General features: G+C 49.5%; 11 protein-coding genes and 2 CRISPR repeat arrays (2 of these 13 running past the window's edge). Of the genes, 5 read left to right on the top strand and 6 right to left on the bottom strand.

What is annotated here, in order from left to right:
- Positions 1-4,857: direct repeats of the CRISPR family, unit length 30 nt; unit sequence GTTTCAAACCCTCAAAGGATCTCTACAAAC (it extends 1,943 nt beyond the left edge of the window).
- A 223-nt stretch (positions 4,858-5,080) separates the two neighbouring features.
- A complete protein-coding gene (gene cas3, locus QVC96_RS09345) occupies positions 5,081-7,291 on the top strand; it encodes a CRISPR-associated helicase Cas3' (RefSeq protein ID WP_287689043.1) in 2,211 nt (736 codons plus the stop codon).
- Positions 7,292-7,981: 690 nt separating this feature from the next.
- Here cas3 and QVC96_RS09340 read toward each other — a convergent pair.
- The 4 genes from QVC96_RS09340 to QVC96_RS09325 all read right to left on the bottom strand — a co-directional run bounded on the left by QVC96_RS09340 (position 7,982) and on the right by QVC96_RS09325 (position 12,019).
- Positions 7,982-8,479 carry a CRISPR-associated protein Cas4 gene (locus tag QVC96_RS09340; RefSeq protein ID WP_287689042.1) on the bottom strand — a complete coding sequence of 166 codons (498 nt, stop codon included), beginning with the start codon at positions 8,477-8,479 and terminating at the stop codon, positions 7,982-7,984.
- Between the two features lie 196 nt (positions 8,480-8,675).
- On the bottom strand, positions 8,676-9,359 hold the full coding sequence (gene cas5, locus QVC96_RS09335; RefSeq protein ID WP_287689041.1) for a CRISPR-associated protein Cas5: 684 nt from the start codon (positions 9,357-9,359) through the stop codon (positions 8,676-8,678).
- Between the two features lie 15 nt (positions 9,360-9,374).
- Complete coding sequence (cas7b, locus tag QVC96_RS09330) at positions 9,375-10,265, bottom strand: type I-B CRISPR-associated protein Cas7/Csh2 (protein ID WP_287689040.1); 891 nt, start codon at positions 10,263-10,265, stop codon at positions 9,375-9,377.
- Positions 10,266-10,276: 11 nt separating this feature from the next.
- Positions 10,277-12,019, bottom strand: a complete 1,743-nt coding sequence (locus tag QVC96_RS09325; protein ID WP_287689039.1) for a TM1802 family CRISPR-associated protein — start codon at positions 12,017-12,019, stop codon at positions 10,277-10,279.
- 34 nt (positions 12,020-12,053) lie between these two features.
- Between QVC96_RS09325 and cas2 the strand changes: the two genes are divergently transcribed.
- From cas2 to cas1b, 4 genes are all read left to right on the top strand, one after another.
- Positions 12,054-12,314, top strand: a complete 261-nt coding sequence (cas2, locus tag QVC96_RS09320; protein WP_287690470.1) for a CRISPR-associated endonuclease Cas2 — start codon at positions 12,054-12,056, stop codon at positions 12,312-12,314.
- A 77-nt stretch (positions 12,315-12,391) separates the two neighbouring features.
- Positions 12,392-12,691: a hypothetical protein gene (locus QVC96_RS09315; RefSeq protein ID WP_287689038.1), complete on the top strand. Its 300-nt coding sequence runs from the start codon at positions 12,392-12,394 to the stop codon at positions 12,689-12,691.
- Positions 12,692-12,983: 292 nt separating this feature from the next.
- On the top strand, positions 12,984-13,139 hold the full coding sequence (locus QVC96_RS09310; protein WP_287689037.1) for a hypothetical protein: 156 nt from the start codon (positions 12,984-12,986) through the stop codon (positions 13,137-13,139).
- Positions 13,140-13,453: 314 nt separating this feature from the next.
- The gene (cas1b, locus tag QVC96_RS09305; protein ID WP_287689036.1) at positions 13,454-14,410 is read left to right on the top strand and encodes a type I-B CRISPR-associated endonuclease Cas1b; all 957 of its coding nucleotides are present in this window, start codon (positions 13,454-13,456) and stop codon (positions 14,408-14,410) included.
- Positions 14,411-14,992: 582 nt separating this feature from the next.
- Here the strand turns inward: cas1b and QVC96_RS09300 are convergent.
- Positions 14,993-15,172, bottom strand: a complete 180-nt coding sequence (locus QVC96_RS09300; RefSeq protein ID WP_287689035.1) for a hypothetical protein — start codon at positions 15,170-15,172, stop codon at positions 14,993-14,995.
- A gap of 436 nt (positions 15,173-15,608) precedes the next feature.
- Positions 15,609-16,340, bottom strand: a complete 732-nt coding sequence (cas6, locus tag QVC96_RS09295; RefSeq protein WP_287689034.1) for a CRISPR-associated endoribonuclease Cas6 — start codon at positions 16,338-16,340, stop codon at positions 15,609-15,611.
- 244 nt (positions 16,341-16,584) lie between these two features.
- A CRISPR array of direct repeats spans positions 16,585-17,720; the repeat unit is 30 nt; unit sequence GTTTGTAGAGATCCTTTGAGGGTTTGAAAC (it continues 5,438 nt past the right edge of the window).

Genomic DNA, 17,720 nt, shown 5'->3' with positions numbered 1-17,720 from the left:
CGTAATAACGAGTTCCTTTCGTTGTTTCAAACCCTCAAAGGATCTCTACAAACTTTTTGAGATTTATTTTTGTAAAGAAACATTAGCCAAGTTTCAAACCCTCAAAGGATCTCTACAAACGACGGATTGATGGCCATATTGTCTGTAGGGAGGGAGCTGTTTCAAACCCTCAAAGGATCTCTACAAACAGGGAAGGCATTTTCAGATCCTCACAGCCCTGGATACAAGTTTCAAACCCTCAAAGGATCTCTACAAACGTTAAGTGGGGAATACCTCATTGTAGATCCGCTATCAGGTTTCAAACCCTCAAAGGATCTCTACAAACTCTCTACATCGTATTCGATGCCTGCTGACCTGAGAAATGTTTCAAACCCTCAAAGGATCTCTACAAACACCTACTATCCAGTGACGAACTCGAAGAGTGGAAACAGGAGTTTCAAACCCTCAAAGGATCTCTACAAACTTTTTTGAGAAGGAGAAAAAGAGGGAGGAAACAGGAGTTTCAAACCCTCAAAGGATCTCTACAAACTTGCAACCGGCAGTTGGCAACGAGTCAGCCTCAAAAGTTTCAAACCCTCAAAGGATCTCTACAAACTCCAAGAAGAATTACGATCTTGAACGTCTTGTACATCTGTTTCAAACCCTCAAAGGATCTCTACAAACATTTCTCCTTTACTCATTTTCTGCACTCCTCTAAGAGTTTCAAACCCTCAAAGGATCTCTACAAACCTGTGGGAAGGAATACCCACATTCAAAATCTTTGGAAGGTTTCAAACCCTCAAAGGATCTCTACAAACCTGTATTTGCCCAGGCAAACAAACTTCCCCTGAATGAGTTTCAAACCCTCAAAGGATCTCTACAAACGCATATTATTATTCCGCTATACTTGAAGGCGTTGTTATGTTTCAAACCCTCAAAGGATCTCTACAAACTTCAGGTTCTCAGCCCTGATTGAGAGATCCTTTGATAGTTTCAAACCCTCAAAGGATCTCTACAAACAATCCTCAGGTGTTTGGAAGGGGGTTGCCTGACCCTGGTTTCAAACCCTCAAAGGATCTCTACAAACCGTCCAGATGTCTAGAAAGCAGGCACGCTCATCGGGTTTCAAACCCTCAAAGGATCTCTACAAACTAGTGGAGACCAGAGAGGGTACGGGAGTTCTGTGCGAGTTTCAAACCCTCAAAGGATCTCTACAAACTCATACCACTACCACACATATACACAACACCACTATTGTTTCAAACCCTCAAAGGATCTCTACAAACAGAGGGTAACTGATCTTGATGAAGTGTATGAATTTATGTTTCAAACCCTCAAAGGATCTCTACAAACTAGGAAGAGGAAAAGGGAAAAGAGAGGATTATAGCAGTTTCAAACCCTCAAAGGATCTCTACAAACTCTCTAACTTTTACTGGAAATATCTTGACTTTTCTCTTGGTTTCAAACCCTCAAAGGATCTCTACAAACAGGATCCCGCAGAAGCGTTACCACTTATAAACCAGAAGTTTCAAACCCTCAAAGGATCTCTACAAACAAGTTCAGTAACTACCCGGAAGTTGTGGATGTTGCACTGTTTCAAACCCTCAAAGGATCTCTACAAACAGTGACCCAATTGGTGGTTCAAATGGAGGGGCAAGAGTTTCAAACCCTCAAAGGATCTCTACAAACACGACCTATTAACTCCGCAAGTTGCGATTTCGAAATTAGGTTTCAAACCCTCAAAGGATCTCTACAAACGACAGTTGTGGACAGACTGGATGTCAAGTACAACTGGAGTTTCAAACCCTCAAAGGATCTCTACAAACAATATTTGAGAGATTGCTTGACGGCCCAGCAGCTGCGTTTCAAACCCTCAAAGGATCTCTACAAACGGTACAATTCCTATGACACAAGAGAAATCTGTTTTAGTTTCAAACCCTCAAAGGATCTCTACAAACTATAATGTATCGCACGTTGACAGCTGTCTCTGTCAGCTGGTTTCAAACCCTCAAAGGATCTCTACAAACTCTGGTTCGCAAGAATATTTTCGCTATCGTCATATTGTTTCAAACCCTCAAAGGATCTCTACAAACTCATAAGGGCCTACAACATTCCTAGGGAGAAGGTAGAGTTTCAAACCCTCAAAGGATCTCTACAAACCTTTGAAAAGATTTTCCAACAGAAACAAGAGGAAATTGGTTTCAAACCCTCAAAGGATCTCTACAAACTCCACAATGGTCTACCAGAAAGCCACACTTCTTGATGTGTTTCAAACCCTCAAAGGATCTCTACAAACATTATATTGCATTATTCTATTTTTCGGGATCTGAACAGTTTCAAACCCTCAAAGGATCTCTACAAACCATAAGCATGTTGAGACGCAAAAGGTAGAGCAAAAGGTTTCAAACCCTCAAAGGATCTCTACAAACAATTACCGCCAAGTTCGCAATCCACTTCTGAACAGGGTAGTTTCAAACCCTCAAAGGATCTCTACAAACTTCCCCAAACTCCTATCCCCCAATTTCTTCCCCTTTCAAGTTTCAAACCCTCAAAGGATCTCTACAAACAAGAAACTGAATTTTTTTCCAAGTTAACCGGGGAGTGTTTCAAACCCTCAAAGGATCTCTACAAACCTTCTATCTCGAAGAAAACGCTACTCTTGCCCATAATTGTTTCAAACCCTCAAAGGATCTCTACAAACCCTCACCTCAAAGCTTTCTTCCCTCATCTTTTGTAACCAGTTTCAAACCCTCAAAGGATCTCTACAAACCGTATCTCGTCTTTTCATCTTCCGTCAACTTCTTTATGTGTTTCAAACCCTCAAAGGATCTCTACAAACAAGAAGGAGAGGTTTGGGTACAGAAAACGGGGCATCATGTTTCAAACCCTCAAAGGATCTCTACAAACCCATGTAATTTCTCTCTCAGATCTTCCGTTGTGTATCGTTTCAAACCCTCAAAGGATCTCTACAAACGGTACCCCCTCCAGATTTTTCCTTCAATTTCATATCTGTTTCAAACCCTCAAAGGATCTCTACAAACATGGCTCTCGGAGTCGGCTTCGCTATCGCACCATGGATTGTTTCAAACCCTCAAAGGATCTCTACAAACCATTAGAAGAGGTACTCTATTCGTTATCGCCTCATCCAGAGTTTCAAACCCTCAAAGGATCTCTACAAACTCTTGTATTATCTCTTTGTAATTCTATTAGTTCCTTGAAGTTTCAAACCCTCAAAGGATCTCTACAAACTGTGGAGAGGCCATGGGGCATGTATTTCCTAGTGCCAAGGTTTCAAACCCTCAAAGGATCTCTACAAACGAAGCCCAAATTACGACAAAAAGAATTTACTGAAATTGGTTTCAAACCCTCAAAGGATCTCTACAAACTCTTGTGATTCTGAGGGCCTCTGTTCTGCCACCTCTAGTTTCAAACCCTCAAAGGATCTCTACAAACGGTACAGGAAATTCTATTACACCCCCCTCAAGTGAGTTTCAAACCCTCAAAGGATCTCTACAAACATGAGTAGGAGGATTAATATAGTGTTCCCTATCAGTCGTTTCAAACCCTCAAAGGATCTCTACAAACGGCCAGTGTTAATGCCAATATCATAAACAGTGTCATGTTTCAAACCCTCAAAGGATCTCTACAAACTATTTCTTCTTTTCAATCTGTTTATTCAGATCGTAAGGTTTCAAACCCTCAAAGGATCTCTACAAACATTCAACCTTTGATTCAGACTGTGATTCAGGCTTTGATTGTTTCAAACCCTCAAAGGATCTCTACAAACGTAGACATCATTTTCAATTTCGCTAATATGATGATAGTTTCAAACCCTCAAAGGATCTCTACAAACAGGAAAGGCAGACATTGATTGGGGTAGAATAGTGAGTTTCAAACCCTCAAAGGATCTCTACAAACCTTTCCAGGGAGAATCCACCTGGCAATTCATAGTAAAGTTTCAAACCCTCAAAGGATCTCTACAAACTTCAATTACTGAATTTGTAAAAGATATTTCTAATGAGAGTTTCAAACCCTCAAAGGATCTCTACAAACTCTGTGCTTTCTTCACAGTCACCTTCATCCCCACTCTGGGTTTCAAACCCTCAAAGGATCTCTACAAACTCAAGAGATTGTCGACTTGATCCTGACTATATATAGTCTGTTTCAAACCCTCAAAGGATCTCTACAAACTCTTTGTGCTGTCCAAACTTTCCATATGTTGAATTCAGGAGTTTCAAACCCTCAAAGGATCTCTACAAACTTCATGAGCCATTCAGTGTCTGCTTTTACTGGGATAATGTGTTTCAAACCCTCAAAGGATCTCTACAAACAGAATCTGTCTGTATTCTCTAGTCAGTCTCACCATGTGGTTTCAAACCCTCAAAGGATCTCTACAAACAGGTGATTGATGAAAATATGGGATTTAGAAGTGGACCTTTAGTTTCAAACCCTCAAAGGATCTCTACAAACTTTTATTCGAAGAAAATATGGAAAAAAGGCTTTTAAGTTTCAAACCCTCAAAGGATCTCTACAAACAACGGGAGTAATCTCTTTTTGGGAAACTTACGAAAAGTTTCAAACCCTCAAAGGATCTCTACAAACAACTTTGATAGAATTTCTGTTGCTACAGCTCTTTGTCTTAGGTTTCAAACCCTCAAAGGATCTCTACAAACCCTTTTTTCCTTAAAAGGGCGTGATTAACTGGGGAGTGTTTCAAACCCTCAAAGGATCTCTACAAACCTAGAATCTTCAAGCCCCACATGTGCAGAAAAAGATTAAGGTTTCAAACCCTCAAAGGATCTCTACAAACTCCAGCTTCTTCCTTTTCATTCAGATGGTGTGTAGATAGTTTCAAACCCTCAAAGGATCTCTACAAACAGCTCTTATTTCTTACATCTTTTCTCCCTAAAAAACCTTCCCCCGGACTCGGCAATTCAACCCCTCCCTTCCCTCCCCTTTCACTGCCGAGGTAATTTTCCCTCAAAAAGATATGTTCATCTCTACACATTTCCGCTCTCCCTTTCACTGCCGATTTTTCAATAGTAAAAATATCACAACGCTTCCCTAACATATTTTTAAATCATCTCCCCAATCTTTCCCCATGAACTGCTCTCCTCAGGACCTCTGCTCCCATCCCGACAAACTTCTCAAGGTTCACCTGAACGAGGTAGGTACCACTGCGTCGGTCATCATCTCTCGCACCCATCCCCAGCTATCCGTCCCCGCGTACATTGCGGGAGCCTATCATGACGTGGGTAAGTACACCACCTACTTTCAGAAACATCTCCGCGGGCAGACCGGTAAGGACCCCAGGTCCACTCACGCCGAGATTTCGTCCCTCATCGCATATCATGTGGCCAGGAGAGTGCTTTCTGGGTCCTCCAGGGAGCTTCCCGTCCTAGTATCCCTGGCGGTGAGGTCCCATCACGGTCACCTGAAGGGAGTGCAGAGCGTCCTGAACTGGGCCATGTACAAGGAGGACGATCCAGGCTACCTTAAACCCCAGTACGAAAACCTGAAGGGGAGAAGAGATATAATCCTCAGGGACATGTCGGACATAAGGTATCACGAGTACGTTGGTGATTTCCTGGATCTGGACCTTGTAGATGTCCTGAGAGAATACATGCATGACCTCATGACCGTGAGGGATGCTCCAAGGAATACCTGGGAATGGTACTTTAAGGGATTGCTCCTGTTCTCCTCCCTCATAGACTCGGACAAGCACAGCGCCAGCGATACCCCATTCCAGCAGTCAAACACTCCGTCCCTTTCAGCCCTCCAGAACTTCATCTCATCCCTTCAGGGGAAGGGAAGCATGGCGGAGCTCAGGCAGAGGCTCAATCAACTGGTCTCGTCCCTGTCCATGGGGAAGACCCTCACCCTGGTGGCGCCCACAGGCTCCGGGAAGACTCTCTCCGGCGTGCTGGCTGCCCTCAAGACTGGGAGGTCAAGGCTGGTTTACGCCCTCCCCTACATAAGCATTGTGGAGCAGGTTCACGATGTGCTGTCCAGGGCTCTCCCGGGAACGAGCCCCCTCAAGTTCTACCACCTCTATCCGGGAGTTGATCCCAGGGGACAGGACGACGAGGACGTTAGTGCAGAGGAAAGGCTCATGATCGCTGAGTCCTGGGATTACCCCGTTGTGGTCACAACCTTTGAGGCCCTGGTGGCCTCAATCCTGTCCCCCAACAACAGGTCCCTGAGGAGGTTGCACAGCCTCGCCGGTTCCACACTCATCCTGGATGAGGTTCAGGCCATACCGGTGGAGTACCAGTTCCTCCTGAGGGAGGCCCTGCAGTCCCTGGTTGACTACCTTGACGTTAATGTGATCCTGATGTCCGCCACGGTTAACCAGATCATGGCCCTGGAGCCAGTGGTCTCCCTTGACGCCACGCCGGACAGGTATGAGGTTGAGTTCAGGCTCGGGAAGTCCTCACCAAAGGACCTGGCGAGGATGGCCGAGGAGCTGTTCCGGGAGGGGAAATCGGTGATGGTTGAGGTCAACACCATAGCCTCTGCCAGGGAGGTATTCAGCCAGCTGGGGGAGAAGAGGAAGTTTTACCTCTCCACTCACGTTACTCCCGGGGACAGGAGGAGAAGGATTCAGGAGCTGAGGAAGGTGATGGCCAGGGAGAAGGTGATCCTGGTGACCACACAGGTGGTGGAGGCCGGGGTTGACCTCGACTTCGACGTGGTGATAAGGGACTTCGCACCGCTGGACAGCGTGGTTCAGGCATCGGGCAGATGCAACAGGAACTGGAGGCAGGGGAAGGGAAGGGTCCTAGTCCCTGAGGTGGTGAGGGACGGCAGGTCGGACTTCCAGAGAATTTACGGGAGGATAGCCTACCAGGTGACAGGGGAGGTGGTTCAGGAACTGATCTCTGAGGGTAATCCAGTGTCTGAGGCGAAACTTCTCCCCTACCTCTCCAGGTATTATGACCTGGTGAACAGGAGATATCATCCGGACGGGGTGCCAGAGTACAAGGAGAATAGGGAGAGGGTGATGAAGCTGAGCTATGACGAACTGAAGGTGAGCCTCATTGAGGAAGAACCCAAGTACCCGGTCTTCGTGAAGCTGGGCGAGGAGGCGAGTCAGGTTCTGGAGGAGCTCAGGAGGGCCAAGAGGAACAGGGAGCCCAGGTGGAGGATGAGGTTACTCCTGAGCAGGGCGATGGATTTCGTGGTGAGGGTGTGGGAGGAACCTGGACTGTTGCAGGACAGGGACCTGGAGTGGTACATCCTTGAGGATCAGGCAAGGTATGATAGATTCACGGGTTACGTTCCCAGGGATGAGGAACAGGCCCTCTGGTGATGGCGCAGGGGTCTGGATCTGATTGTTACTCTTGAGGTTGGGGAGACTGGTTCGGTTTGGGTATATCACGTTAGGTGGTGTGTGGAGCGCTCGAATGAATCACGTCGAGATGGGCTTGGCCGTGATGTTACTGGATAATGCTGGTTTTCGCTAGCTTTCAGAAAATCCACACTAGTAGTTTTGATTAATTTTTATCCTCTGGCATGGGCGCCGTTCAAAGAGCACTGGGTAAAAACTTACACAAAGTACTAACGCTACATTATGTCACACCGAGATTGAGGGTCGGCGAGAGAGGGTTTGGACCAGTTTCCCCTCACGGGCTCGGTGCAGGCATTGGTTTTGCAGGCATTTACCCTGTGTTATCCGGGTGGTGCCACCAGGGGATAAAAATTAATCGAAATCGCTGGGTAACCTGACATGAATGGGACAAGGTTCAACCCGGGATCGCACTGTCACGTGAATGGGCCCGGCTTCAGCAGATCTCGACCCGACGAGGACTCTCGACTATGGCCTAGATTAATCATGGTATGGCGTAATTTCAGATCATCAAAACATTTGCAAACACGGGTTACCACGAGTAGGGCCACGGGTAAAAACTCATGGAGGGCCAGACTGGAACCACGCCGGAGAGTGGGTGACACTACGCTCAGTTCTGCCAGGCCCACTCCCTCACCCTTCTCTGCTCCGGTACTACTCCAGGGGCCAGCAGAAGTCTCTGTATGCACACTTCCTGCAGTACCTTATCCTCCTGGGGGGCGGAAGCTCACCCATGACCACTTCCTTGACTGCCTCAATGTCCCTCCTGGCCCTCTCCTCGTCCAGGGTGACCTGAATCCTCTGACCCTTCCGGGGGATGTAAACCTGACCCCTCGCATTCACACCCACCTCCCTGAGCCGGTACAGGTAATAGTTGAGCTGGGCCATGGCCGATTCCAGGTGACGGGAAGATGTCTTCACCTCAATCACGGTCTGATCCTCAACCCTGAAGGAATCAATCTTCATTCCCTCCAGGGTGATGGGCACACGGTCGGAGTGCAGGCTGTCAATGGCCCTGCCCAGCTCCAGGCGTGGATGCTGATGATAGGGTGTAATGGATCTGGACATGAGCCAGGTCTCCCTCCTGCACACGTGAACGTACCACACCAGAGTTCCCGTCACGAATACGTCGTCGAAAATCCGGTAGGACATGAGTGAATTATGGGGAAGTCCTATTTATCCTGTGGAGTTCCCTGTGGTGGTTTTGATGAACTTTTATCCTCCGGCATGGGTACCGTCCTGAGAACGTATCCCCATCCCTTCAGGGGTTAATTGAGTTCAGTCCTCACGGGCACAGCCCGGAGAACTGGGTAAAAACTAGCGCAGTGAACGGAACTCACCCGCTAGGTCACATGAAGACGGCCGTCTCCCCGCACCGCACTCCCTCTGCCTTACCCTTCACCCTGATGGGCCTTCCCCTAACTTCTAGATAGTAGTTTACCAGGGGTCCCGAGTGCCTCTCCCCGTCGAACTCCCTGGGCACCAGCTCCTCCACCACCACCTTCTGTCCTGACTCTGGCGTTACATCCACCAGATTCGCCCTCACCACTCCCACAACTTCCCCCGAGATCTCCTGAACTGGAGTGCACTCCTCCACCCTCACGTCGTGAACCCACGCCAGAAGGTTTGCCGGTCCCAGGGAGGGAGGATAAACGGGGTATCGTAGGGCCCTCTCAAACTCCTTTCCCTCAGCAACCCACACCTCATAGGTGAGACCCTGATCTCCAACAACGAACTCCCTGGTGGTGGGCACCCTGTTTCCTATCCCCCTGAACTTATCTGCGCTGAGGCTATCGGTATCCAGGTAACTCTCAGCGAACACCAGTTTCCTCAGCTGAGTCCTGGGTATTACCGCAATCTTCAGATCCGAGAAATCCTCATAGTAGGAGTCCCTGTCCCTACCCATCGCGCCGGCCAGGAGGCCCATCACCGTTGTCCTTGGAGGGAAGAAGTAGGTCAGGGAGGTGGAGTTGGAATATACCTTCCTGAAGTGGGCCATGTAACCCGATATCCTGAACCTCAGTACCTCCATGGCGCTTACCCGTAATTACCGGGGCAGGGACTTCACCCTGTCCCCCAGGGTGCTCTTCAGCTTCGAGCACAGGTCCTGTATCACTGGATCTGAGGCGCACCTCACGTACACTGCCGGGGGATTCGCCCTGGCGATCTCGGCGACAAGCCTGTCCCACTTAACCTTGACGTCTGAGATGTCCCTCACGGCATCCTTCTCCTCCACGTCTATGAACCTCCTCAGGTCTCCGAGGAAGTTATCCCCGTCGTACTCAACCCTCAGGTAGAGAAGGGGCCTCTGCCCTATCTTGCTCCTGGTGATGGTCTCTGTGAGCAAAGCCTCCCAAAGCCCGTTGTCCAGCACCCTCAGATCCTCGTCCCTGGTCCCGAGCTTCTCAGCCCTCTTCGCGCTCACGGCACCGTGAAAGGCTATCATGGAGTAGTAAACCCTGTAATCCTTTCCAATTGTTCCATACTTGGTCTCCTCCCCGGAATCCCTCCCCGCGAAAACCGAGGTTATGGACCTGGAGTCCACAAGGTCCACCCTGTGGAGGGACATGCCCCAGGTGAACTGAACTGCCCCAACATAGGAGATGGAAGCGCCCTTGGATTTACCCTCTCCCTTAAGGGGGATGGTGGCACCGAAGAGCCTGGCGTCTATGCAGTTCTTGAGAACGTTATCGGGTCCTCCAAGTTTGTTCACCCTATCCGTGGCATCCACCGTTTTCCCCTCCATCTTGGTCACCCATACCTTTTCCTCCCCGTACCTGGAGGCTATGTAGTCCCTGAGATATCTCTTCAACCTCACGTCTGAGACGAGGTTCCTCTTGGACTTGGGGTCCATCCTTGGCCTGTTCTCGTCGTCCGGATCACCGTTGGGATTGGTTAACTTGGCCTCATACACGAAAAGGATCTCACTGTTTTTCACGAAATTCCACCTCACTCATTATCCTGTTTGGTCATAAATAACTTTGTCTGGAATGAATACCCTGAGAGGATGTGGAAGACGTTCTCCACCGGATTGGTCAGCTGATCTCTCCCCTCCAGGATGTAGGTATTGGCATCGCTCAGCAACACCTGTGTCCGGTTGAGCACCTTGTAGTCCCTAGCCGACTCATAAACCCTGTTCACCAGGGTCAGGATGTCTCCAACGTCCATTCCCTCGTAATCTATCCTGTCCAGAATTGCCTTCTTCTCATCTCCCTTGCGGTACTGCTCTCTTCCTATGTACGCGATCACAGCCCCCAGGAGGAAGAGGCCGGCCTGGCCCTTATTGAGCCCTATCCTGTTCACGTAATCGTAGATATCTCCTTTCTCTAGGGTCTGAACTGGTTGTGAAGGAGTTGACATGATTCCCAGTAGCCTGAACAACTTAATAAAGCTTGTTTGAAGGATGGCCACATCCTCCAGGCTGAACTTCCCAGTCATGGAATTGAGGCATGTGTCATATCTCCTGCATCTCAGTACGCTGAGGAACTGGGCGTAGAGGTGGTCCTGGTCAAGGGGGTACTCCAGGAGAATGGATTGAATCGCGTCCAGGAAGGGGATGTACCTCGGGGTGTTACCCATGTCCTCAACGGGTAGCACGGAGTAGAGGGAGTTGAAGGACAGATCCAGTGAAGCCTTCCCGGACAGTTCCGTGAGGCCAAGGCCCCGAGGATCCGAGTCCCTGCTCGAACGCACAACCCCGGCAGTCCTGGTGAACTCCACCAGTCTGAACACTGGAACGTCGGGGATCATCCTGTAAAGTCTAAACTTGGACTGCTGTCTTTCACCGAACAGCAGGGTGATCTGGGCCTGCCCCCCAGACACTATCTGAACCTCCTTCTCGCCCCTGTAGAGGGCCTCCAGCTCCTCAAGTATCCAGCCTGAGGAGGATGGAGTGAACTTGACGGGTTGCTGGGAAAGGATGAGGACATAGGCCTTGAGTTTATTTATCCTCACCGAGAAGTCTTCAAGTCTCTTGGAGATCACAAGTAACCTGTTCCTGCACCGGGGACAGATGGCGTGTGACCTGAGCCTGGCCTCTGGAGAGTCCGCAATTCCCGATGCGAACCCGAGCTTATCAACAATGTAAACCTTAAGGGGAGATCCGGCTGGATAGTCAGGATCGTCCAGGGCTCCGGGACCCCCGCAGATCTGACACCTGACCGAGGTGTTGACCTGGGACTTGCCCACAGTGGACCTCCTCAACAGGTGTTCCCTGTATTCCCTGGTTTTGGCTATGTCCACCTCCTTACCGTGGAGGATAACCCTCACCGAGTAGAGCGCAGCCTTCCAGTTGAACTTGGTGAGATCCAGGGTGGAGGGATTGTACCAGGAGAGAACGGCCCGGAGTGCCTCCGCTGGTTCGCCCTGAATTCTCTCGGCGACAACTTTCAGGGAGAACTTGGTGGGTTTCACCGGTTCTCCCTTCTCGTCCACCCCAAGAATGTACTTGAGGGTGTCTGTGGTTATCACGTCCTGGGGGCTGTTGGCTGGAGAGTTCCCCACGAAGTTCCATTCCTCGGATGTCCTGTCCGTGATTTTCTCGGAGATGGAGTAAACCTGGCGTTTATCGCAGTCAAAGACTATTATCTCCATTCCCTCCTTTCCCTTCTTCTGCTCAACCTTCTGCGTGGGGATATCCTGGGAGGTTAGGTCCATTCCGGCCTCGGCCATTTTCAGCAGGGAGTATAGCATGGATTATTATGGCGATTCACAACTATAAAGATTGATGTACGTCATTCTGGTTTACGATATAGATGAGACCAGGGTGAACAGGGTGCTCAAGACCTGCAGGAAGTACCTCGTGTGGGTTCAGAGATCGGTGTTTGAGGGCGAGATCACGGAGGGTCGGCTGGAACTGCTCAGGGCAGAGCTAGGGAAAATAATGAGGGATCAGGATTACGTCGTCATATACAGGATGGAGAACAGGAAGGGAGTGAAGAGGGAAATCCTGGGAAGGGTCACGGACCCGGATAGCAACGTAATATAGGGGGCGGGCGATTTGACCCATCAGTCTGAGGAGCCCTCCAGATCTGCGCGATTTTGATCAGGTCTGAGAGGGTCTCCGTGCGTACAGGCCTGGATTGCTGGATAGAACACGTGACTCCAGGGGCAAAGAGCCTCAATCAGGGGACGGTGACGATGGAGGGACCCTGTTCATGGGGTGAGGCTTTCCGGGGCGTAGGGCAACGGAGAGCGGGCACGATCCCGTCCCTTTATGCCCTCCGTCCTGAGCACAAGGGGGCGTGGACTCGGCGAAACCCGTGCCCCAGAACTAAGCTCCTGAGCCAGAACGGGGGTATGAGACCGTTAAAGGCGTTAAAGGAGGCCCACCACACTGCGCCTTTACCCTGGTACTCAGTGTAGGTTTTTACCCGGTTTATGGGTGTGGATTTTCTGAAAACTAAGCATTATCCATCGTGACACCATTGCCCAGCTAAGCCTTATCCCGATGTGATTCGTTCAAATACTCCACACACCGGGTTTATGGAGTCCCGCCGTCGTAGCGTCGTCACGTTAGTGTATCCCAAGTTTCAATGGGAACTCTCAACGCCATAATGATGAATTTATACAAATTTTACGACTCTATGCCCCATAATTGTGTATTTGAGGGGGCCTAAACGTGAAATAATACAAACCTGATCAGGCTCACGTCTCTATGAAAAGTGCCCACTTCGGAGGATTCGATCAGAGCCTGCGTGACCCTCCTCTGGACTGGGGGGATCTGGAGTGGTGGGTCGGGTTTGAACGTGGATTACCCCCTCCCTTTCTCATCCAGTTACCAGTTCCCTCCTTTGTCGGGCCCAGGACTTGATGAGCCCATGCGGGCCGTAAAATGTCGGAAACTTTTTTGGAATAGTGCTTTACGGATTTTAACGTAGTGAGATATTCTTCAAGAAAATCCATACCAAAACGAAAATCGTTCATAGATGAGCGATGTCATTGATCTTAAAGATAAAATTTAACTGGAAGATCCTTGGACAGATCTGAAAAACTTTTAGGTAAAATGGACTTGAAGGGATTTTCAGGAAAGTACTATTGGAACTCTATCACGATCGCTTCTATCACCTGAGTTTTCATCCTTCAAATGTCATGAAACTATTTTTCCCTCCTTAACCACATTTACCCATGAAGAGGATTTTCATCACCTCTTCCGGCACCCTGAAGCGAAAGTCCAACACCATCTCCTTCATCACCAGGGAAGGAACCAGGTATCTTCCTTACACGGAGGTTGAGTCCATCTACGTTCTCGGGGAGGTCACGCTGAACAAGAGGTTCCTCCATTTCCTCAGCAGGGCAGGGATTCCCCTCCATTTCTTCACCCTGAGGGGGCATTACCTGGGAAGTTACCTCCCTGTCACCCATCACGTCTCTGGTTACCTTCTCCTGAAACAGGTGGAGCATTACAACGATCCTGGGCTACGCCTGACCCTGGCCAGGGCCTTCGTGGAGGGCTCCATCAGGAACATGGCACTAATTCTGAGGGAGAACGGTCTTCCGGAGTGCGCCAGCAAGCTCAGGACCTTTCTGGACAGGGATGTATCCTCGGTTCAGGAGCTACTGGGAGTCGAGGGGAACGCAAGGGAGATGTATTACTCATGCTTCGATCAGGTTCTAGGAGAGGATTTCGCCTTTGAGAAGAGGACTAGAAGGCCTCCCCAGAACAGGCTCAACAGCCTCATAAGCCTTGGAAACTCCCTGCTCTACGTCACGGTTCTGGATGAGATCAGGAAGACACATCTGGACCCCAGGATAGGCTTCCTCCATACCACCAACTTCCGCAGGTTCTCCCTCAATCTGGACGTGGCGGAGGTATTCAAGCCCGTGGTGGTGGACAGGCTCATAATCTCCATGATTAACAGGGGATCCATAACCCCACAGGACTTCGAGGAGGGCTCCTCCGGACTCCGCCTCACAAGGGAGGCGCTGAGGAAGTTCCTCTCAGAGTACGACAGGAAGCTGTCCAGCACGATAACGGTGAAGAGGAGGAAGGTGAGCTACACCTCACTGATAAGAATGGAGGGGTACAAGCTCGAGAGGCACGTCATGGGGGAGATGACATATAGGCCATACGTAGCCAGATGAAGACGGTGAAGGTGTCGGGGAGCCCGGTATTCGGTCACGGGTGACAGGGCATCCGTAGTTCTCCCAGAACTCTGAAGACCATCTGTGTGGTCCCTGTGGGGCGCCGGTGTTTTCCTCGAGGGCGAGTTTATGCCTGGTCCTTCCATGGGATGAATGGCCCCTTTGGGACCCGATGTCACTGAATCACGTTACCCTGAGTCTCCGTACCCCGGACATGGATTTTTGACCTGGCCCGGTTTCCCGGGTACTCCACGTTAAGGGCTCCCTAAATACACAGTATCAGGTGGTCCAGATCTTGAGAAGGTAAGTCCTGGGTTTCCCGTCCGGGGCGAGCGGGATTTCGCGGGATTCTTACGCTTACACTCTGTGTGAGCCTCCCGGTGTCGTGATGATCAGCGGAGGATAAGACCATCGAGACATGAAGAGTATGCGACCGTCACGTGGAGATATGTTGCGTTCCCGCCAGAGGATGAAACCGTCGAGACCACCGGGTCCCGCGTCGCGTTCCCTGTGACCAGGCCTCATCCGATGGATCCTCTCGCCCCGTCATTGTCGCTTCACGAAACCAGTACCTACCAGCTATCACTGTCGGTTCTGATCGATCTCCAGCACGATCCTGCAGGGATGCCCCATGTCAGGTCCGCCCAAGCGCAGTGCCGGTCTCCAGTAGGGTGTGAAGTATGTGTTAAGCGACGTCTCAGGCTCCCTTTCAATTTGACATCTCACGGAAACCTGGAGGTCCTTATTAGCAACTCCACACACAGTGGTGTCTGGAGTATTTGAGTGAATCACGTCAGGATAAGGCTTGGCTGAGCCGTGGTGTCACGACGGATAAGGCTTAGTTTTCAGAAAATCCACACACTACACACACTGGGTCTCCAGAGCATCGAGACCCCTAGAAAGATTTCAGACCCTTTTCTATCCCCTATTGATCCCGTTTCAACCACCGTTAACCAGGGATAAAACTACCTGAGATCCGAAGGGAAAGATGGTATTATCCCGTGATATTGAAGATTTTCACAAATTCCTTTAAAAAAACATACAGTGCCCATATATTTTTCCTGTTGAGGAATTAACTTTTTAAAGAAATGAGTTCGTGAGCCGTTGTCTGGAAGTCAGGAGGTTCTCCTCTTCGGTCTTCACGACCGGCCACCTGACCCACCCTGTCCTCTCAGCCGATCACCGCCCCAATTCCGTTTCATTCGAGGCTGAGGAGATCCCTCATTCTCCTCCCCTTCACCTCTATCATGCCGAAGCCCTGACTGTTCTTGCTCCCCATCCCCGCCTCGTATACGACCCTTTGCAGGGACTTGGGACCCCTCATCTGGAACTCTCCCTTCCAGGCCATGATTAGGTTATCCTTGTACTTCACCCTGATCAGGCCGGCGTTGAGAGGTCTCACCTGCAACCCGGACTTCAGGTATCTACCCTTAAGAGCGTGATACTTCCTCTTGGCGTTCAGGTCCACGAGGGCGCCCCACTCCAGCTCGTAAGGGGAGTAGTACCTGATCCCGTCATCCGACTTCCTGTAAACTGTGATTGGGGAGAGGGTGTACACCAGGGTTGAGCTAGTGAACTCAGGTTCCTCCACCACCTTCATGACCTCCACCATGAGCTCGGCATTGTCCAGTCTCATTACCGGATCCACGAGAAAGGATCGATAAACCTCCGTGGCGACCCTCTCTAGGGGAGAGGAGAAGCAGAGGTAGGCCCTATCCCTGAAGAGCAGTCCCTCCTGGTCCCTGGTGAAGTCGCCGTAAAGGCGTGAGAAGGTGAACATTTTGAAATGCCTGGGGCCTTCCCTGATACCCTTTTCGTGGAGAGCCCTGGAAATCCTCCCTGGGAGACGATGATAGATCGCCGATTGTACGAGGTAGTTGTAGTGTGTGGGGACGTGGCCCCTCGCCAGGAAGGACATGCAGATCCTCATCGTTACCTGATGTTAGAAGGAGGGGATGATTTAATTGTTTGCGGAGATCAGGGAATTTTGTGAAAGTCTGTTTATTTTACTATTGAAAAATCGGCAGTGAAAGGGAGAGCGGAAATGTGTAGAGATGAACATATCTTTTTGAGGGAAAATTACCTCGGCAGTGAAAGGGGAGGGAAGGGAGGGGTTGAATTGCCGAGTCCGGGGGAAGGTTTTTTAGGGAGAAAAGATGTAAGAAATAAGAGCTGTTTGTAGAGATCCTTTGAGGGTTTGAAACCGGTATCGGGGACGTTCTATGCGTAACTGTAGAGTCTGGTTTGTAGAGATCCTTTGAGGGTTTGAAACCAAAAAGTAAACCAGAACTTATCAGGTCCATCACAGGGGTTTGTAGAGATCCTTTGAGGGTTTGAAACACAGACTGAACACCAGACAGGCTGACCTTTATGACAGTTTGTAGAGATCCTTTGAGGGTTTGAAACTAGACAACAGGGTACTCTTTCTCCCAGTACCAGGCACAGTTTGTAGAGATCCTTTGAGGGTTTGAAACTCATTCCCCGAGGTAAGCCCAACTACGCTACAGTTTGTAGAGATCCTTTGAGGGTTTGAAACTTATAAAATTGATGGTGTTGAAATTGAAGACAAATATCGTTTGTAGAGATCCTTTGAGGGTTTGAAACTCTTTAAACGCGACATGGCTTGATACAAAAAGAGGAGTTTGTAGAGATCCTTTGAGGGTTTGAAACCCGCAGAGCGACCAGATGATATCACTTCAGAATTACAAGAGTTTGTAGAGATCCTTTGAGGGTTTGAAACTTTTCACCACATCCAGATACAGAAGAGAAGAACCCAGGGGTTTGTAGAGATCCTTTGAGGGTTTGAAACACCCATTCATTCTGGTGTTCAAGAAGTTTGAGAAAAGTTTGTAGAGATCCTTTGAGGGTTTGAAACTGAGGTCCAATGGGTTCAATGAACGCGAGGAACCTCACGTTTGTAGAGATCCTTTGAGGGTTTGAAACCCCGTAGGCTCCTTTTGCTGTTTCCCACACCATAGGGATGTTTGTAGAGATCCTTTGAGGGTTTGAAACCCTTTTGACCATCCAGAACCAGTTCTATTTTCATATTCGTTTGTAGAGATCCTTTGAGGGTTTGAAACCGAGAAGGCGCTTGGCGGAAAATTCCTGGAGATAGTGGAGTTTGTAGAGATCCTTTGAGGGTTTGAAACCACTATCTTCCACTTCATTACAATTTTCTGGAACAGGAGTTTGTAGAGATCCTTTGAGGGTTTGAAACTGGGTGTCTATGTGGCTGGTGTAAGTGTGGATCTCTGGGTGTTTGTAGAGATCCTTTGAGGGTTTGAAACTGGTTGTTCCATACCAGAAGTGT

This window comes from Metallosphaera javensis (ex Sakai et al. 2022) (genome assembly GCA_021654415.1).
Taxonomy (GTDB): Archaea; Thermoproteota; Thermoprotei_A; order Sulfolobales; family Sulfolobaceae; genus Metallosphaera; species Metallosphaera javensis.
This window is presented reverse-complemented; position numbering and strand designations above follow the sequence as displayed.